Origin of the sequence: Stenotrophomonas riyadhensis (genome assembly GCF_040256885.1) — a bacterium.
GTDB lineage: Bacteria > Pseudomonadota > Gammaproteobacteria > Xanthomonadales > Xanthomonadaceae > Stenotrophomonas > Stenotrophomonas riyadhensis.
Genome location: NZ_CP155568.1, coordinates 4,385,362 through 4,402,421 on the forward strand (window position 1 = coordinate 4,385,362; position 17,060 = coordinate 4,402,421).

A 17,060-nucleotide genomic window follows, 5' to 3' on the forward strand; every position below is an offset into this window, starting at 1 on the left:
TATATTCTATTGAAACGAAAGTTGTTGCGCCGCAATACTTTGTGTAAGCGCTTGCAGGCGCCTGTTAAGCATTGTGCGATACGGCATCCGGCCCGTTCTTTCGTTTTCCCGAGCACACCCAGGCGGGAAAAGTCACCATGCCATTTTCTTTCTTTTTACTTTCGCTATTTGACATTTCGAAAGAAAACACAGATGGTGCGCTGGCCCAACTGGAACCTCCGAATGGACGTCACCCTGCTTTCCGATGTGTCCGCCTGGCAGCGCCTTGGCGGAGCCGATACCGCTACCGAAATCGCCCAGCAGCCTGCGCTGTGGGACGCCCTCGCACAGGACCTGTCGCGTGCCCGCGACCGCCTGCAGGCCTTCCTCGGCGACAGCCTCAACGATCCCAACCAGCGCGTGCTGTTCACCGGCGCCGGCAGCTCCGGCTTCATCGCCGAAATGGTGGCCGATGCAATCAACGCGCAATGGCCGGCCGATGTGCGCGTGGTGCACACCACCAGCCTGCTGACCCACCCGGCGCTGTACCTGCAGCGCGACCGTCCGACCCTGCTGGTCTCGTTCGGCCGCAGCGGCTCCAGCCCGGAAAGCGTGGCGGCGGTGGACCGCGTGCGCAGCGACGTGGATGACGCGCGCTTCCTCGACATCACCTGCAATGCCGATGGCGAACTGGCCCGTCGTGGCGCCGGCCGTGCCGACACCTGCACCCTGCTGATGCCGTCGGCCAGCTGCGACCGTGCCTTCGCCATGACCAGCAGCCTGACCTGCATGCTGCTGGCCGCACTGACCGTGTTCGATCGTTCGCCGTGGGATGCGCGTGTGGCGCGCCTGAAGCAGATCGCCACGCTGGCCCGCGAAGGCCAGGCGCAATGGGATGCACCGGTGGCGGCGCTGGCACAGCGCCCGTTCAACCGCATCATCTACCTCGGCAGCGGCCCGCTGGAAGCGCTGGCACGCGAGTGCGCGCTGAAGGTGCTGGAACTGACCGCCGGCCGCGTGCTGGCGCTGGCCAACACCCCGCTGGGCTTCCGCCATGGCCCGAAATCGACGCTGGACGGCAACACCCTGGTGGTGGTGCTGCGCAGCGTGCAGCCACTGGCGCGCCGCTACGAACAGGACCTGCTGGAAGAACTGCGCCGCGATGGCGTGGCCGGCCAGGTGCTGGCGATCGGCCCGCATTCGGACATCGGTGCGGACGACGAGTACACCCTCACCGTACCGGCACTGGATGATCCGTGGCTGGCACCGGTGTGGCTGGGCTTCGCGCAGCTGTTCGCGCTGCAGCGCTCGGCTGCGCTGGGCCTGACTCCGGACAATCCGTTCCCGGATGGCACCGTCAACCGCGTGGTCAAGGGCGTCACCATCCACCATGGCTGAGCTGATCGCCCACGCCTGCTACGGCATCGACATCGGCGGCACCAAGATCGAGCTGGTGGCGTGCGATGCGGCGATGCAGGTCACCTGGCGTCGCCGGGTGGCCACGCCGCAGGGCGACTACGACGGTTTCCTGCAGGCGGTGGTGACCCTGGTCGCCGAGGCCGATGCCGCGCTGGGCCGCAGTGATGCGGCGATCGGCATCGCCCTGCCCGGCGTGCGCGACCGCCGCAGCGGCCGCCAGCTGAGCGCGAACGTGCCTGCGTTGACCGGCCACAGCGTGGCGGCCGACCTGCAGGCGCGCCTGCAGCGGCCGCTGCATTTCGGCAACGACCTGCAGTGTTTTGCCCTGTCGGAAGCACACGGCGGTGCCGCCGACGGCTATCCGAGCATGTTCGGCGCCATCCTCGGCACCGGCGCGGGCGGTGGTTTCTGCCTGCACGGCCGCCTGCTGTCCGGTTTCAACGGGCTGGCCGGCGAATGGGGCCACTGGAGCGTGCCCGGTCATCTGCTGCAGCGCCACGGCCTGCCGCTGATCGACTGCGCCTGCGGCCTGCAGGGCTGCGTGGAGCGTTATGTCTCCGGTAGTGGCGTGGCGATGATCGAGCGTCACCTCGGTGGCAGCGCCGCCGACGCCAGCGCGGTGATCGCCCTGGCCGACGCCGGTGATGCGCGCGCGCGCAAGGCGCTGGACATCCATCGCGACCTGCTCGGCCACAGCCTGGCGGCGTTGGTGCTGGCGCTGGACCCGCACGTGATCGTGCTCGGCGGCGGCCTTTCGCAGTACGCGCCGCTGTACGCGCACCTGCCCGCCGCCATCGCCGCCCATCTGTTCAAGGGTGTGCAGGTGCCACCGATCGTGCCACCACGCTTCGGCGATGCCGGTGGCGCACGTGGTGCTGCCCTGCTCGCCTGCCAACCCTCGTTTTCCTGATGTCCGGAGCCTGACCATGTCCCCGTTGCAGACCCTGCTTGCCTCCCACCGCGCCGGTGCCAACGTCGGCCTGTACAGCGTCTGCTGCAGCAACGAGCAGGTGCTGCGCGCGGCCATGCACGTGGCGCTGGCACACGGCACCGTGCTGCTGATCGAGGCCACCTCCAACCAGGTCGACCAGTTCGGCGGCTACACCGGCATGACCCCGCCGCAGTACCGCGATTACGTGGGCACGCTGGCCGATGAGGAAGGCTTCCCGCGCGAACGGCTGATCCTGGGCGGTGACCACCTCGGCCCGAATGCCTGGCAGAAGCGCCCGGCTGCCGAAGCGATGACCCACGCGCGCGTGCTGATCGAGGCCTACGTCGCTGCCGGCTTCCACAAGATCCACCTGGACTGCAGCATGTCCTGTGCCGATGACCCGGTGCCGCTGCCCGATGCCATCGTCGCCGCGCGTTCGGCCGAGCTGGCCGAGATCGCCGAACGCACCGCCGCCGAACACAGCCTGCCGCCGCCGGTCTACGTAATCGGTACCGAAGTGCCGATTCCCGGTGGCGAAGCCTCGCTTGCCGAGGGCCTGCAGGTGACCACGCCCGCCGCCGCCGCGCAGACCCTGGCCATCCACCAGCAGGCGTTCGATACCCCGCAGCTTCGCGACGCGTGGCAGCGCGTGATCGCGATGGTGGTGCAGCCGGGCGTGGACTTCGACCACAGCAGCGTGCACGAGTACGACGCGACCGCCGCCAGCACGCTGGCCGGCTTCCTCGAACAGCAGCCGCGCATCGTGTTCGAAGCGCATTCCACTGACTACCAGCGCGAAAGCGGCCTGCATGCACTGGTGCGCGACCACTTTGCCATCCTGAAGGTCGGCCCGGCCGCCACCTTCGCCTATCGCGAGGCGCTGTTCGCGCTGGCCGCGATCGAGGCCGAACTGCTGCCGGCCGCGCAGTGCTCGCGCCTGCCGCAGGTGCTGGACGAGGTGATGGTGGCGCAGCCGAAGTACTGGCAGTCCTACTACCAGGGCGATGAGGCGGCACTGCGCCTGCTGCGCAGTTACTCCTTCAGCGACCGCTGCCGCTACTACTGGGGCGAGCCGGCGCTGGTGCAGGCGGTGCAGACCCTGTTCGCCAACCTGGAACAGCACGCGCCGCCGCAGGTACTGCTCAGCCAGTACCTGCCGGAGCAGTACCGTGCGGTGCGCGAAGGCCGCCTGGCCAACACCCCCACCGCACTGGTGCAGCACCGTATCGGCCTGTGCCTGGGCGAATACGCCCGCGCCTGCAGCGCCAACCAGGCCGGCCCCCGCACGCAGAACGCGGGCTCGGCTGCCGGCGTTGCTGCGAACGGCTAATCTCTACCTTTTCCCGCGAAACCGAGAATGGCCATGCGCAACACCCGCTCCCGCCGGCAACAGATCCTGCAGCTGCTGATCGAGCACGGCTCGGTGCAGGTGGCCGATCTGGTCGAGCGCTTCGGCGTGTCGGCGGTGACCATCCGTGCCGACCTGACCCACTTCGAGTCGCAGGGCCTGGCCAACCGTACCCACGGCGGCGCCACGCTCGTTCGTACGCCGCCGCAGGAACAGGACATCCACGAGAAAGACGCGCTGAACCTGCCGCTGAAGGAATCGATCGGTGCGCGCGCTGCGCGCCTGGTGCAGCCCGGCGACAACATCATCATCGACTCCGGCTCGACCACGATGACCCTGGCCCGCCACCTGCGCGCGCATCGCGACGTGACGGTGATGACCAACGGCCTGAACATCGCCTGGGAACTGGCCAATGCCGCAGGCATCACCGTACTGCTGACCGGTGGGCTGCTGCGCCAGCAGTCGCTGTCGCTGCAGGGCAGCCAGGCTGAAGCCAGCCTCAACTCGTACAGCTTCGACACCCTGTTCCTGGGCGTGGACGGCCTGGACCTGCAGTTCGGCCTGACTACCCACGATGAAGCCGAAGCCCGCCTCAACCATCGCATGGTCGAGCGTGCGCGCCGCATCGTGGTGCTGACCGACGCCTCCAAGTTCGGCCGCGTCAGCCTGCATCGCATCGCCCTGCTGGATCAGATCCACGCCATCATCACCGACGCCGGCATTGACGACGCAACCCGTGAGGGGCTGCAGCGGCTGGGCATCGAAGTGATCATCGCCGAGCCCACCGCATGACCGACACCCGCACCCTGCATGGCCGCATCCTCACCCCGCTGGGTTGGCGGCGTGGCCACGTCCACTTCGATTCGCACGTGCGCCAGCTGCAGGTGGATGACCACAGCGGCGCTGACGACCTGCAGCTGCCGGTGATCCTGCCCGGCTTCATCGACCTGCATGTGCATGGCGCGGCCGGCGTGGACCTGATGCAGGGCGGCGACGTGGCGCGAACCATCGCCCGCACCCATCTTCGCTTCGGCACCACCACGCTGCTGGCGACCACCATGACCGCCGGGCTCGACGAGATCGAGCACGCGCTGCAGGGCGTGGCCGCCACCATGGCGGCACCCGATGCCGACGCCGCCAGCATCGTCGGTGTGCATCTGGAAGGACCGTTCATCAGCCCGCAGCGTCTGGGTGCGCAGCCCAACCGCACGATCGAGGCGACGCTGGCACTGGTGCAGCAGCTGCATGCGCTGGCACCGATCCGGGTGATGACGCTGGCCCCGGAAATCGGTGAGCACACCGCGCTGATTCCCGCGCTCTCGGCGATGGGCATCCGCGTACAGCTCGGCCACAGCGCCGGTACCTATGAGGAAGGCGTGGCGGCACTGCAGGCCGGCGCCTCCGGCTTCACCCACCTGTTCAACGGCATGACCGGCGTCGATCACTATCGCCCGGGCATTGCAGCGGCGGCGTTGGCACATGCGCAGTACGCCGAGATCATTCCCGACCTGCAGCACATCCACCCCGGCGTGATCCGGCTGGCCGCGCGCGCGATCCCGCGCCTGTACGCGGTGACCGACGCCACTGCCGCCACCGGCATGCCCGACGGCGAGTACGCGCTGGGCGAGCAGCGCGTGCACAAGTGCGGCGGCTGCGTGCGCCTGGCGACCGGTTCGCTGGCCGGCAGCGCGCTGACCATGGACCAGGCACTGCGCAATCTGGTGCGTGTGGGCCTGGACTTGGCCGACGCCTCGCAGCGTGTTTCCACGTTCCCGGCCGATTACCTGGGCCTGGACGATCGCGGCCGCATCGCGCCCGACGCCCGTGCCGACCTGGTGGTGCTGGACGCCGAACTGCGCCTGCAGCAGGTGGTGGTTGGTGGGCGCGTAGTTGATTTGAACGCCGCAAACGCCTGATATCTGCGTTTTTGTAGAGTCGAGCCATGCTCGACTCACCGCGCAACGCGCGGTGCAGGGAACCTCGATATCGGAACGAAGAGCAGTCGAGCATGGCTCGACTCTACAGAAAGCAATCTGCGACGAACCGTCGCCGGGCATAGCCCGGCGCTACCACAGGAACTGCCGATGACTGCAAGCACCGCTCCGCGCTGGCCCGTACGCTACCTGCTCTTCATCGGCGGCCTCGGTGGCCTGCTGTACGGCATCGACATCGGCATCATCGCCGGCGCCCTGCCCTATCTTGAAGCGACTGCCAGCCACGCCTGGCAGCTCAGCAGCCAGCAGCTCGGCTTCGTCGTCGCGGCAGTGCTGCTGGGCAGCGTGCTGTCCTCGCTGTTCGCCGGCATGGTCGCCGACCTGATCGGCCGCCGCGGTGCGATGCTGCTGGCCGGCCTGCTGTTCACTGCCTCGATCCCGATCATGGCACTGGCATCCGGCTACACGCCCCTGCTGCTCGGCCGGCTGCTGCAGGGCATCAGTGGCGGCCTGATCGGCGTAGTGATTCCGCTGTACCTGGCCGAAGTGCTCAGCCCAGAGCGACGCGGGCGCGGCGCGGCCATGTTCCAGCTGCTGCTGACCGTTGGCCTGGTGCTGGCTGCCCTGATCGGCCTGTACCACGCCCACGCCGTGGATGCCGCCGCCGAAGCCGTGCGCTCACTGCCGGTCGCGCAGCAGGCGCAGGAGCTGTTTGCGGTGAAGGACCACGCCTGGCGCACCATCTTCTGGACCTGCCTGGCGCCGGGCCTGCTGTTCTGCGCCGGCATCTTCTGGCTGTCCGAATCGCCGCGCTGGCTGGTGCGCCGCGGTCGCATCGATGATGCGCGCCGCAGCCTGCAGCGCGTACTGCCGGCTTCGGAGGTGGAGCCCACGCTTGCACAGATCCAGGCACCGGAATCGAGCGGCAGCAGCGGCAAGCGCGACCCGCTGCTCAGTCGCCGCTACGTGGTGCCGTTCCTGCTCGCCTGCGTGGTGCTGGCCTGCACCCAGGCCACCGGCATCAACTCGGTGCTGGCCTACGCGGTGAACATCCTCAACCAGGCCGGCCTGTCCGGCTCGGTGGCCAACGGCGCCGACGTGGCGATCAAGCTGCTCAATGCGGTGATGACCGTGGTCGCGCTGCTGCTGGTCGACCGCAAGGGCCGCAAGTTCCTGCTGATGCTCGGCAGTGGCGGCATCTGCGTGGCCCTGCTGGCCGCCGCCACCCTCTTCTTCCAGGCCGAACGCGGCCGCACCGACGTGCAGCCGCAGCTGCAGGCGGCGGTCAGCGGCGATGGGCTGCAACTGGTACTGGATGATGCGCAGTGGCAGCGCCTTGGCGCTGGCATCGACAGCGAAGGCCGGCCGCTGCAGCTGACCGTGTCGTATGCCTATGGCGACTTCACCAATGTGCGCGCCCTGCGCAGCGACAACCTGACCGACCGCGAGCTGCGCATCGAGCGTGCGGGCACCGTGCAGCCGGACAGCGTGATCGGCGCGTTCTTCCGCAAACTGCACCTGAACCCGTTCGCCGATCCGGCCAAGGCCGCGCAAGCACCGCTGCGCATCGAGCAGGCCCGCATCGGCCCGGTGCCGCCACCGGCACACGGCTGGGCAGTGGCCGCCTGCATCCTGGTGTTCGTCGCATTCTTCGCGGTCGGCCCCGGCGTCTGCGTATGGCTGGCACTGTCGGAGCTGATGCCGAACCGCATCCGCTCCAACGGCATGAGCATCGCGCTGCTGATCAACCAGTTCGTGTCCACCACCATCGCCGCCATCTTCCTGCCCACGGTGGGCCACTACGGCTACGCCAGCATGTTCGTGTTCTGGGCGGCGTGCACCTTCGTGTTCTTCCTGGTGGCCGCGTTCTGGCTGCCGGAGACCAAGGGCAAATCCCTGGAAGAGATCGAGGCCCGCTTCGCCCGGTAGCGGTCGACCTTGGTCGACCTCCGCGCGCAGCGCGGGTTCATGGCGCGCCCGTCATTCGCCAGTGATGTGCTTCGCCAGCTCCCGCGCCTCGGCAACGCTGGACAACCCGCTCAGCATCATCGATTCGCCGAACGGCCCCTGCACCGTCGCCACCATCAGCACGCGACCATCCACGCTGATCGCCGCACGCTGGCCCACCAGTGCCGCGGTGCCATCGTGGATGCGCTGATGCGCCTCCGGCCGATAGCGGATCTGCAGGCCCGGCTGCTTGCCTTCATCCAGCACATAGCGCACATCGGCAATATCCGCGCTGCCGGCAATCGGTGGCTCGCGCAGCGCCAGGGTCTCGCCCTGCCACTGCGCCGGCGTGCCCTTGCCGGCTGCATCGACCGCGCTCAGGCGCACATCCACGCCGGGGCGCGGCGCATGATCCTTGCCTGCCAACGCACCGGGCGTGGCGCCCTGCATGCATCCGGCCAAGCTCAATACCATGCCCAGCAATAGGGGAAGCGCAGCCCTCACTTCAGCTTCCGCAGCTTGAACGCCACCAGCACCTGCAACAGCCCGTACAGCAGGCTGCCGATGCCGATCCACAACGTGGTCACCGCCACGCCCGCATACGGATTGGCCGCAAACAGCAGGCCCAGCACCACCGCCAGCACGCCACTGAGGATCAGCAGCCACTCGCCCTGGATCTGCTTGCGCACGCGGATCGCGAACACGATGCGATAGATGCCGGCCACCAGCAGCCACGCTGCCAGGAACAGCACCAGGACGCTGGCGGTGGCCAGCGGATTGATCACCGCCAGGATGCCGAAACCCAACGAGGCGATGGCATACAGCGCCAGCCAGCCACGCGAGGCACCGCTGCCGCCGCTGACCAGTGCGAACAGGCTGATGACACCTTCAACGATGGCCATCACACCCAGCGTCCATGCCAATGCCATGGCTGCAGACAGCGGCCAGCCGATGGCGACGATGCCAAAGCCAAGCGCAACCAGCCCATACAGCAGCAGGATCCACCAACTGCGCCCAACCGCCGACAACAGGGGAGACAAGGGGGAATTCATGGCCACTCCTTCGATCCGGAACCGGGCTCATCCTAGCCCCTGGTGATGAAGAGGACGATCACGGCGCCCGCGCGCAGACCCATACCCGCACCTCGTCCGCTCCCACCCACCGCAGCGTCTCCGCAACCTCCATCACCGTGCTGCCGGTGGTCATCACATCGTCCACCACGGTCAGTCGCGGCGGCACCGGACCACGTACATCGAACGCATCGAACAGGTTCTCCCTGCGCTGTTCGGCCGTACGCTCGGACTGCGGCGCGGTATGCCGCCGCCGATACAGCCCCTGCCAGACCGGTATCGACAGCAGGCGGCACAGTTCTGCGGCCTGGTTGTAGCCGCGCTGGCGCAGGCGACGGGTGTGCAGCGGCACCGGCACCAGTAGAGGGCACCACCAGGGCGGCGGTGCGCGCTGCATCAACTGCGCGAGCAGGCGACCCGCTGCGAGATCCTGATGGAACTTGTAGCGCACCAGCAGCTGGTCGACCGGCGGCAGGTACAACAAGCTGGCATGGGTAGCGGCCTGCGGTGGCGCTTCCTCACGGCAGCTGCCGCAGACGATCAGCGCGTTGTCCGGCAACGGCAGTGCGCAGCGCAGGCAGGCGCGGCCCGACCACGGAAGTTCCGCATAGCACGCGGCGCACAGATCCAGCCCATCGTGGCCGGGGTCGTTGCAGACCAGGCAACGCAGTGGCAGCAGGACGCGAAGCAGCGCGTGAGGGACAGTGCTTGCCGCGTGCAGGAAGTTGATGCGCATGCGCCAGCCTTCCATCGCTGCGTCAGCTTCACCATCAGCGGACCGCGTGCTGCAGTGTCAGCGCTATCTGTTACCGCGCGCCCTTCAGGGCGTGCGTTCGCGATCCCCGGCATCCGACGGCGGCACGGCGGGCATCATCAACACCTCCGCCAGACCACGATAGATCGGCACCCGGCACACGAGCCCGGACACGCCACGCGCGATCAGCACCGTGGCCAGGATCGGCAGCAGCAGATCACCACTGTCGGTCAGCTCCAGCGAGATCACCGCCGAAGTCAGCGGTGCCTGGGTGACGCCGGTCAGATAGGCGCACATGCCCAACAGCACGAACGCGCGCGGGTCCACGCCCGGCATCAGGACCGCCAGGTTGTGGCCCAGTCCGGCACCGACCGCCAGCGCCGGCGAGAACAGGCCACCGGGAATGCCCGCCACATAGGACGCCAGGTTCGCGAGCAGCTTCATCAACCCGAACTCGTGGCCGACCATCGCCTGTCCCTGCACCAGGCTGCGCGCCTGCTCGTAGCCGGTGCCGAACGCGCCTTCACCGAAGACCAGGGCGAGCAGTACCACCACCAGGCCGCAGCCTGCGGCCAACAGAACCGGATGCCGCTGGCGCAGTTGCCCGAGCCAGCGCGGGCGGCCCGCCGCACTGGCCAGCACCGCACGCGCGAACAGGCCTCCCAGCAAGCCCGCCACCACGCCGCACAGCAGGATTGCCAGCCAGCCCTGGCCCAGCGGCAGGCGTGCGCTCACATGACCGAAGTAGGTGTAGTTGCCCAGCAGGCCCAGCGACACCACGCCACCGACGATCACCGCGGTCAGCAGGGTGCCGGAGAAGCGATGCTCGAAACGGCCGCTGAGCTCCTCGATGGCAAAGACGATACCGGCCAACGGCGTGTTGAACGCCGCCGCGATACCCGCTGCACCACCGGCCAGCAGGAAGTGCGAGAGTTCGCGCGGGTCCTTGAAGCCGAACCAGCGGCCGAACAGGTACATCAGGCTGGCACCCACATGCACCGTCGGGCCCTCGCGCCCGACCGACGCGCCGCCCAGCAGCGACAACGAGGTCAGCAGCAGCTTGCCGGCCGAGACTGCGGGCGAAAGATTGGTCCTGCGGAACGACTCATCGGGCTTGTCCAGTGCGGCAATGACCTGCGGAATGCCGCTGCCACGCGTGGGTTTCAGCACGCCCGCGGTCAACCAGGCCAACAGCGCGAAGATGCCCGGTGTGAGCAGCAGCGCCCACCACGGCGAGTGCGACGTGATGCGCTGGAACAGATGGAAGGCCGCGTCACTGGCCTTGGCGAACAGGATGGCCACCAGCGCCACGGCCACGGCGCCGCCCCAGAGCGCGGCACGGCGACGCCAGGCCTCGCTGAGAACCAGCGCGGTGATGCGGCCGCGGAGGCGGTGAAGATCGGTCATGCGGGGCAGTCTGGACGCTGCGGGGGAAGGCGGACAGCGGCTACTGTGGCTGAAGGCCTTGCAGGATGCGGTGAAATGCCCGGCCATGGATCCTCCCGACAGCCTGCCGCGTGCGTGCACTACTGGGCGGGCAATCGCTCCCGCCACCGGCGCTTTTCCACGCTGCGCACGTTGGGCTGCTGCCGCAGCCATTCCAGATAGAGCGGCAGATGTGCCAACTCATCATCGCTCGCATCACCGGTGAACTCGCGCACCTCGACCAGGTTTCCGTAGTTTCTGGCGTACTTGCCGGGCGTGTCGTCGATACCGATCATCTGCTCCAACCGGAAGCCGTGTCGCTTCAGCTTGCCCAACCGTTTCTGCGACGCATAGCCGCCAGTGTCCCAGTCACGCGCCGTGCTGCATCGCTGCGCGGACCACAGGAATGCGAGCGGGCGGCCCGGCATCAGGCGGGCCACCAGCGGCTCCGCATACAACTGCCCGGAAGACGTCCACACCCCCACCGTGAAATGGGCGAAGGCATAGTCGAGGAACGCCTGCAGGTGAGGCCGCAGGTAGACGTGGTAGCCGACAAGGCGGAAGTCCGCCGGCCGCTCCAGTTCGCGCTCGCTTGCGTGCACCAACGTCTCGTCCAGGTCGAGTACCAGCAGTTTTCCACCTGGCGGCATTGCATCCGGTTTCATACTCATTCCTCTTCCAAAGCCTCCGGCACCGCTACCTTCCGGATCAGCTTCAACGCATGCCCTTCCAGCACATAGAAGTAGGCGTAGTGACCGGTCCTGTCGTAGTTGCTGTCGTACTCGGTGCCTTCGGCCACCACCAGCGCGCTGTGCGGATCGATCCGGACGATGTTCGGGCCGAGCTCCCCACCCAGGCTCTGCGGCAGCGGCTTGCCGGTGCGCAGGCTGATGAAGGTCTGCGAGAAGCACCCCGTGCCGCAGCCCCAGCCGGCCACGGTGTACTCGCCGGCGAACTCGACCTTGCCGTCCTTCAATGCGGCGGACATCCGCGTCTTGAACATGCGCGCCTCATGCGTACTCATGTCCAGCGCAGCGGCAGGTCCGCCGTAGACCTTCGCCACAGGGTAATCAGTGAGCTGCGGGCCGCCCTGCTCGCCACGGAAGATCGCCTCACGGACGCGGGAGTTTTCGTCAATCTCCGCAGCAGTCGGCTCGGCCGCGCAGGCAGCCGCTGCTGCCAGTCCCAGGGCAAGGGCCACTACAGCAACCGCAGCGCGCGTGATCGATGCAGCGTTCATGGCCGTCCTTTGCGTGGGGGCTCCATTCTAGGCACGAACCCCGTAAACCAATCTAAATCAACAATGGTTGACAGTCCGGACACACCCACCCACACTGCCGCCCTCGCTCCACTCGTACCCAAGGTCCCGCCATGGCTGCTGCCATCCGCCACGACTGGCAACACGACGAACTGCAGGCACTGTTCGATCTGCCGTTCCCCGAGCTGCTGTTCCGCGCCGCAGCGGTCCACCGCGAGCACTTCGACCCCTCGCAGGTGCAGGTCTCCACGTTGCTGTCGGTGAAGACCGGCGGCTGCCCGGAAGACTGCGCGTACTGCCCGCAGGCGCAGCGCTACAACACCGGGGTGAACGCGCAGAAACTGATGGAGACCGACGCAGTGCTGGCCAAGGCACGCCAGGCCAAGGCCGCCGGTGCCTCGCGCTTCTGCATGGGTGCCGCGTGGCGTTCGCCGAAGGACCGCGACATTCCGAAGGTGGCGGCAATGATCGCCGGGGTGAAGGCGCTGGGCCTGGAGACCTGTGCCACGCTGGGCATGCTCAGTGGCGAACAGGCACGTGCGCTCAAGGACGCCGGCCTGGACTACTACAACCACAACCTCGACACCGCGCCGGACTACTACGATTCGATCATCCACACGCGCCAGTACCAGGACCGCCTGGATACGCTGGAGCACGTGCGCGATGCCGGCCTGAAGACCTGTTGCGGTGGCATCGTCGGCATGGGCGAGACGCGCGCGCAGCGCGTCGGCCTGCTGCTGGCGCTGGCCACGCTGCCGGCACATCCCGATTCGGTGCCGATCAACAAGCTGGTGCAGGTGGCGGGCACGCCGCTGCATGGCAGTGCCGAGCTGGACCCGTTCGAGTTCGTGCGCATGATCGCGGTAGCGCGCATCGCCATGCCGCGCTCGATGGTGCGGCTGTCGGCCGGGCGCGAAGCGATGAGCGACGAACTGCAGGCGCTGTGTTTCCTGGCCGGTGCCAATTCGATCTTCTACGGCGACAAGCTGCTGACCACCGGCAACCCGGAGAGCGAGCGCGACCTGGCCTTGTTCGCACGCCTGGGCCTGCAACCGATGGCGGTGCAGGTGGATGCCGAGGGCCACGACCACGGCGGCACCGTGCACGCCGATATCAGTGCCGATACGCCCGGCTGTGGCTGCGCTCACGCGGCCTGAGACGGGCCGCAAGCAGGCGCCGCGGCAACGCGCTACCCTAGCCGCCCCGTCGACGCATTCAGCCACCATGGCCCGCCCCGACCTGACCGCCCGCCTCCACGCCCAGCGCGCCCTGCGCGATGCCCAAGGCCGTCGCCGCCCGCGACGCACGGTCAGCCGTCGTGATGGCGTGCGCCTGGAAGTGGACGGCCAGTGGCTGACCGGCTTCTGCAGCAATGATTACCTGGGCCTGGCCCAGCAGTTCAGCGTGGTCAACGCGCTGCAGGACGCCGCCGCACGCGAAGGCGCTGGCGCCGGTGCCTCGCACCTGGTCTGTGGTCACCACGCCATGCACGAAGCGCTTGAACGCGAAGTGGCCGAGTGGCTGGGCTATCCGCGTGCGCTGCTGTTCGGCAGTGGCTTCGCCGCCAACCTGGCGGTGCAGCAGGCATTGCTGAGCGAAGAGAACGATGTCTGCGTACAGGACAAGCTCAACCACGCCAGCCTGCTGGATGCGACGCGGTTGGCCGGTGCACGCCTGCGCCGCTATCCGCATCTGGATGCGGAAGGCGCGATGCGTCAGCTCAAGCACGCGCCCGATGGCGCGGCGATGCTGGCCACCGATGGTGTCTTCAGCATGGATGGCGACATCGCACCGCTGCGTGCATTGTCGCTTGTGGCACGCCTGCAGCAGGCACTGTTCTACGTCGATGACGCGCACGGCGTGGGCGTGGTCGCTGATGGCCGTGGTGCCGTGGCCGCCGCCGGGCTGGGCGTGGACGACGTGCCGCTGCAACTGGTCACGCTGGGCAAGGCATTGGGCGGTTCCGGCGCACTGGTGCTGGGCCGCGACGACCTGATCGAGCACCTGGCCGAAACGGCGCGCCCGTACATCTACACAACCGCCGTGCCACCGGCGATGGCCGCTGCGGCGCTTGAAGCAGTGCGCCTGGCGCGCCGCGACCACTGGCGCCGCACCAAACTGACCGACCTGATCGCGCTGTTCCGCAGTGAAGCGCGTCGCCACGGCCTGGACCTGATGGCTTCGGAAACGCCGATCCAGCCGCTGCTATGTGGTGATGACCATACCGCCGTGGCGATGTCCACGGCGCTGGAACAGGCCGGCTGGCTGGTCGGCGCGATTCGCCCACCGACGGTGCCGGAAGGCAAGGCACGCTTGCGCGTCACCCTGTCCGCACTGCATACGCCGGAACAGGTGCGTGGCCTGGTGGAGGCCATCGCCAACGCGCGCGATCGCGTGACCCTGACCGTGCGTGAAGCCGCGCCACCGCCGCTGCCCGCCTTTGCCTGAGTTCCGTGTAGTTCCCCATGCATATTGAAGTGACCGGCCGTGGGCCGGACCTGGTACTGATCCACGGCTGGGCCCTGCAGGGCGGCGTGTTCGCGCCGCTGGTGCAGCGCCTGGCGGACCAGTTCACCCTGCATCGGGTAGACCTTCCCGGCCATGGCCACAGCCGCGACGACAGCACGCCGCTGCGCCTGCCGTTCGTGGTCAATGCCATTGCCGCGGCCACGCCGCCGGCGGTGTGGTGCGGCTGGTCGCTGGGCGGCCTGTTCGCGCTGCATGCGGCGGCCACCCTGCCGAAGGTGCGCGGGCTGGCGATGATCGCGGCCACGCCGCGCTTCGTGCGTGGTGAAGACTGGCCGCATGCGGTGGAACCGGCAGTGTTCGAACAGTTCGGGCGCGAGCTGGCCAGCGACTTCGGTGGCACGCTGGAGCGCTTCCTGGCGCTGGACGTGATGGGCTCGGCGCACGCCCGCGAAGAGCTGCGCACCCTGCGCCAGCGCCTGGTCGAGCGCGGTGCGCCCACCGAACGCGCGCTGCTGGAAGGCCTGCGCCTGCTGGAAAGCACCGACCTGCGCGGCGCCCTGCCGATGCTGGGCAAGCCCAGCCTGTGGATCGCCGGCCAACGCGACCGGCTGGTCTCACCGACGGCGATGCAGGCCGCCGCGGCAATGGCCCCGGACGCGCAGATGCTGACCATCGCCCACGGCGGCCATGCGCCCTTCCTCGGCCATGCCGACGAGGTCGCCGCCGCCCTGCAACACTTCGTTGCCGGCCTGTCACCGGCCGATGGCGGACAATGAGCGCCTTCCGAATTCCGCAGGATTGACGCATGGATCTGGGTATCAATGGCCGCTGGGCACTGGTCTGCGGCGCAAGCAAGGGGCTGGGCCTGGGCTGCGCGCGTGCGCTGGTGCGTGAAGGCGTCAACGTGGTGATCGTGGCCCGCGGCGAAGCCGCCCTGCAGGCCGCCGCTGAAGAGCTGCGCGCGCTGGCCGGTGCCGCCGAGGTGCGCGCGGTCGCCGCCGACGTCACCACCGAAGCCGGCCGCGTTGCCGCGCTGGCCGCGTGCCCGCAGGTGGACATCCTGGTCAACAACGCCGGTGGCCCGCCGCCCGGTGATTTCCGCAATTTCGAGCGCGATGACTGGATTGCCGCGCTGGACGCCAACATGCTGGCGCCGATCGCGCTGATCCGCGCCACCGTCGACGCGATGATCGCGCGCGGCTTCGGCCGTATCGTCAACATCACCTCGTCGGCGGTGAAAGCCCCGATCGATATCCTGGCGCTGTCCAACGGCGCGCGCAGTGGCCTGACCGGTTTCGTCGCCGGCCTGTCGCGCCGCACCGTGGCCCACAACGTCACCATCAACAACCTGCTGCCCGGCCAGTTCGACACCGACCGCCTGCGCGCCAACTTCGCCCACAGTGCGGGCAAGGACGGCAACGCCGGCGAAGTGGCCGAACGCCGCCGCCAGCAGATCCCCGCCGGCCGCTTCGGCACACCCGACGAATTCGGCGCCGCCTGCGCCTTCCTGTGCAGTGCACAGGCCGGTTACCTCACCGGGCAGAACCTGCTGATCGACGGCGGCGCCTACCCCGGTACGTTCTAAGAGACTTTCGCAATGCCGTCCCACTTCGATGCCCGCCATGTCCGCCGCGCGTTCGCCCGTGCCGCCAACAGCTACGACGCCGCCGCCGCCCTGCAGCGCGAAGTGCAGTCGCGGCTGATCGAATCGCTGGACTACCTGGAGGCGCGCAAGCCCGAGGTGGTGCTGGACATCGGTGCCGGCACCGGCCATGCCAGCGCGTTGATGAAGAAGCGCTGGCCGAAGGCGCAGGTGATCGCGCTGGATGTGGCGCTGCCGATGCTGGACCAGGCCAAGCGCCAGGCCGGCTGGTGGAAGCCGTTCCAGCGCCTGTGCGGCGACGCCGCCGCGCTGCCGCTGGCCGACAACAGCGTGGACGTGATCTTCAGCAACCTGTGCCTGCAGTGGGTGGACGACCTGCCGGCGGTGTTTGCCGGGTTCCGCCGTGTGCTCAAGCCCGGTGGCCTGCTGCTGTGCTCGACCTTCGGCCCGGAAACGCTGGTTGAACTCAATGAAGCGTTCGCGGCCGCCGATGACCGCCCGCACGTGAGCCGCTTCGCGCAGATCGCCCAGTTCGGCGATGCGCTGATGATGGCCGGCTTCCGCGACCCGGTGCTGGACCGCGATCTGTTCACCCTGACCTACGACGACCTGCCCTCGCTGATGCGCGAGCTGCGCGCGATGGGCGCGACCAATGCACGGGTGGACCGCCGCCATACGCTGACCGGGCGCGGCCGTTTCGCCGCTGCGGCGGCGGCGTATGAACCGATGCGCCGTGCCGACGGCAAGCTGCCCAGCAGCTGGGAAGTGATCTATGCCCACGCCTGGGCACCGGACCCGGGCGCACCGATCCGCGAAGGCGGGCATGACGTGGCCGCGGTGCCGGTGTCGGCGATTCCGATCCGGCGCAAGCAGACCTGATCGTCCGGTAGTGCCGGCCGCTGGCCGGCAACCTCACGATTCCA

Annotated in this window: 17 protein-coding genes; 11 read left to right on the forward strand and 6 right to left on the reverse strand. The window is 68.3% G+C overall.

Annotation, left to right across the window (positions count from 1 at the left end; all coding sequences use genetic code 11):
* Nucleotides 1-222 precede the first annotated feature (222 nt).
* The 6 genes from SriyCCGPB3_RS20245 (at nt 223) to SriyCCGPB3_RS20270 (ending at nt 7,540) form a co-directional block, all read left to right on the forward strand.
* The gene (locus SriyCCGPB3_RS20245; protein WP_110714035.1) at nt 223-1,377 is read left to right on the forward strand and encodes an SIS domain-containing protein; all 1,155 of its coding nucleotides are present in this window, start codon (nt 223-225) and stop codon (nt 1,375-1,377) included.
* Nucleotides 1,370-2,308, forward strand: coding sequence for an ROK family protein (locus SriyCCGPB3_RS20250; protein ID WP_153854750.1), 939 nt, complete (start codon nt 1,370-1,372; stop codon nt 2,306-2,308). The genes SriyCCGPB3_RS20245 and SriyCCGPB3_RS20250 overlap by 8 nt, the downstream gene beginning before the upstream one ends.
* Nucleotides 2,309-2,324: 16 nt before the next feature.
* On the forward strand, nt 2,325-3,659 hold the full coding sequence (locus tag SriyCCGPB3_RS20255; RefSeq protein ID WP_153854751.1) for a D-tagatose-bisphosphate aldolase, class II, non-catalytic subunit: 1,335 nt from the start codon (nt 2,325-2,327) through the stop codon (nt 3,657-3,659).
* Nucleotides 3,660-3,692: 33 nt separating this feature from the next.
* Complete coding sequence (locus tag SriyCCGPB3_RS20260) at nt 3,693-4,469, forward strand: DeoR family transcriptional regulator (protein WP_014038836.1); 777 nt, start codon at nt 3,693-3,695, stop codon at nt 4,467-4,469.
* On the forward strand, nt 4,466-5,593 hold the full coding sequence (gene nagA / locus SriyCCGPB3_RS20265) for an N-acetylglucosamine-6-phosphate deacetylase (RefSeq protein WP_153854752.1): 1,128 nt from the start codon (nt 4,466-4,468) through the stop codon (nt 5,591-5,593). The genes SriyCCGPB3_RS20260 and nagA overlap by 4 nt, the downstream gene beginning before the upstream one ends.
* A gap of 168 nt (nt 5,594-5,761) precedes the next feature.
* Entirely contained in the window at nt 5,762-7,540 is a 1,779-nt protein-coding gene (locus tag SriyCCGPB3_RS20270) for an MFS transporter (protein ID WP_153854753.1), read from the forward strand.
* A 51-nt stretch (nt 7,541-7,591) separates the two neighbouring features.
* Here the strand turns inward: SriyCCGPB3_RS20270 and SriyCCGPB3_RS20275 are convergent, their stop codons facing one another.
* The 6 genes from SriyCCGPB3_RS20275 to SriyCCGPB3_RS20300 all read right to left on the reverse strand — a co-directional run bounded on the left by SriyCCGPB3_RS20275 (nt 7,592) and on the right by SriyCCGPB3_RS20300 (nt 12,047).
* Nucleotides 7,592-8,062, reverse strand: a complete 471-nt coding sequence (locus tag SriyCCGPB3_RS20275; RefSeq protein ID WP_164161935.1) for a SecDF P1 head subdomain-containing protein — start codon at nt 8,060-8,062, stop codon at nt 7,592-7,594.
* Nucleotides 8,059-8,610: an HdeD family acid-resistance protein gene (locus SriyCCGPB3_RS20280; RefSeq protein ID WP_006399985.1), complete on the reverse strand. Its 552-nt coding sequence runs from the start codon at nt 8,608-8,610 to the stop codon at nt 8,059-8,061. The genes SriyCCGPB3_RS20275 and SriyCCGPB3_RS20280 overlap by 4 nt, the downstream gene beginning before the upstream one ends.
* A gap of 58 nt (nt 8,611-8,668) precedes the next feature.
* Entirely contained in the window at nt 8,669-9,364 is a 696-nt protein-coding gene (locus tag SriyCCGPB3_RS20285) for a ComF family protein (protein WP_153854755.1), read from the reverse strand.
* A gap of 84 nt (nt 9,365-9,448) precedes the next feature.
* Complete coding sequence (locus tag SriyCCGPB3_RS20290) at nt 9,449-10,789, reverse strand: chloride channel protein (RefSeq protein WP_153854756.1); 1,341 nt, start codon at nt 10,787-10,789, stop codon at nt 9,449-9,451.
* Nucleotides 10,790-10,908: 119 nt separating this feature from the next.
* Nucleotides 10,909-11,472: an NIF family HAD-type phosphatase gene (locus SriyCCGPB3_RS20295; protein WP_228756300.1), complete on the reverse strand. Its 564-nt coding sequence runs from the start codon at nt 11,470-11,472 to the stop codon at nt 10,909-10,911.
* A gap of 2 nt (nt 11,473-11,474) precedes the next feature.
* On the reverse strand, nt 11,475-12,047 hold the full coding sequence (locus SriyCCGPB3_RS20300; protein ID WP_110714043.1) for a hypothetical protein: 573 nt from the start codon (nt 12,045-12,047) through the stop codon (nt 11,475-11,477).
* A gap of 131 nt (nt 12,048-12,178) precedes the next feature.
* Between SriyCCGPB3_RS20300 and bioB the strand changes: the two genes are divergently transcribed.
* The 5 genes from bioB (at nt 12,179) to bioC (ending at nt 17,016) form a co-directional block, all read left to right on the forward strand.
* Nucleotides 12,179-13,222, forward strand: a complete 1,044-nt coding sequence (gene bioB / locus SriyCCGPB3_RS20305) for a biotin synthase BioB (RefSeq protein ID WP_032127076.1) — start codon at nt 12,179-12,181, stop codon at nt 13,220-13,222.
* Between the two features lie 67 nt (nt 13,223-13,289).
* Complete coding sequence (gene bioF, locus SriyCCGPB3_RS20310; RefSeq protein ID WP_153854757.1) at nt 13,290-14,513, forward strand: 8-amino-7-oxononanoate synthase; 1,224 nt, start codon at nt 13,290-13,292, stop codon at nt 14,511-14,513.
* A gap of 17 nt (nt 14,514-14,530) precedes the next feature.
* Nucleotides 14,531-15,310: a pimeloyl-ACP methyl ester esterase BioH gene (bioH, locus tag SriyCCGPB3_RS20315; protein WP_110714045.1), complete on the forward strand. Its 780-nt coding sequence runs from the start codon at nt 14,531-14,533 to the stop codon at nt 15,308-15,310.
* A gap of 29 nt (nt 15,311-15,339) precedes the next feature.
* Nucleotides 15,340-16,119, forward strand: coding sequence for an SDR family oxidoreductase (locus SriyCCGPB3_RS20320; protein WP_153854758.1), 780 nt, complete (start codon nt 15,340-15,342; stop codon nt 16,117-16,119).
* 12 nt (nt 16,120-16,131) lie between these two features.
* Nucleotides 16,132-17,016 carry a malonyl-ACP O-methyltransferase BioC gene (bioC, locus tag SriyCCGPB3_RS20325; protein ID WP_153854759.1) on the forward strand — a complete coding sequence of 295 codons (885 nt, stop codon included), beginning with the start codon at nt 16,132-16,134 and terminating at the stop codon, nt 17,014-17,016.
* The last annotated feature ends 44 nt before the right edge of the window (nt 17,017-17,060 follow it).

Bases quoted from the DNA above. Each gene is read 5' to 3' on its own strand.
- bioH (WP_110714045.1), top strand. From the start codon at position 14,531: ATGCATATTGAAGTGACCGGCCGTGGGCCGGACCTGGTACTGATCCAC.
- bioF (WP_153854757.1), top strand. From the start codon at position 13,290: ATGGCCCGCCCCGACCTGACCGCCCGCCTCCACGCCCAGCGCGCCCTG.
- bioC (WP_153854759.1), top strand. From the start codon at position 16,132: ATGCCGTCCCACTTCGATGCCCGCCATGTCCGCCGCGCGTTCGCCCGT.
- nagA (WP_153854752.1), top strand. From the start codon at position 4,466: ATGACCGACACCCGCACCCTGCATGGCCGCATCCTCACCCCGCTGGGT.
- SriyCCGPB3_RS20280 (WP_006399985.1), bottom strand. From the start codon at position 8,610: ATGAATTCCCCCTTGTCTCCCCTGTTGTCGGCGGTTGGGCGCAGTTGG.
- SriyCCGPB3_RS20285 (WP_153854755.1), bottom strand. From the start codon at position 9,364: ATGCGCATCAACTTCCTGCACGCGGCAAGCACTGTCCCTCACGCGCTG.
- SriyCCGPB3_RS20295 (WP_228756300.1), bottom strand. From the start codon at position 11,472: ATGAAACCGGATGCAATGCCGCCAGGTGGAAAACTGCTGGTACTCGAC.
- SriyCCGPB3_RS20270 (WP_153854753.1), top strand. From the start codon at position 5,762: ATGACTGCAAGCACCGCTCCGCGCTGGCCCGTACGCTACCTGCTCTTC.
- SriyCCGPB3_RS20320 (WP_153854758.1), top strand. From the start codon at position 15,340: ATGGATCTGGGTATCAATGGCCGCTGGGCACTGGTCTGCGGCGCAAGC.
- bioB (WP_032127076.1), top strand. From the start codon at position 12,179: ATGGCTGCTGCCATCCGCCACGACTGGCAACACGACGAACTGCAGGCA.
- SriyCCGPB3_RS20255 (WP_153854751.1), top strand. From the start codon at position 2,325: ATGTCCCCGTTGCAGACCCTGCTTGCCTCCCACCGCGCCGGTGCCAAC.
- SriyCCGPB3_RS20250 (WP_153854750.1), top strand. From the start codon at position 1,370: ATGGCTGAGCTGATCGCCCACGCCTGCTACGGCATCGACATCGGCGGC.
- SriyCCGPB3_RS20260 (WP_014038836.1), top strand. From the start codon at position 3,693: ATGCGCAACACCCGCTCCCGCCGGCAACAGATCCTGCAGCTGCTGATC.
- SriyCCGPB3_RS20290 (WP_153854756.1), bottom strand. From the start codon at position 10,789: ATGACCGATCTTCACCGCCTCCGCGGCCGCATCACCGCGCTGGTTCTC.
- SriyCCGPB3_RS20245 (WP_110714035.1), top strand. From the start codon at position 223: ATGGACGTCACCCTGCTTTCCGATGTGTCCGCCTGGCAGCGCCTTGGC.
- SriyCCGPB3_RS20300 (WP_110714043.1), bottom strand. From the start codon at position 12,047: ATGAACGCTGCATCGATCACGCGCGCTGCGGTTGCTGTAGTGGCCCTT.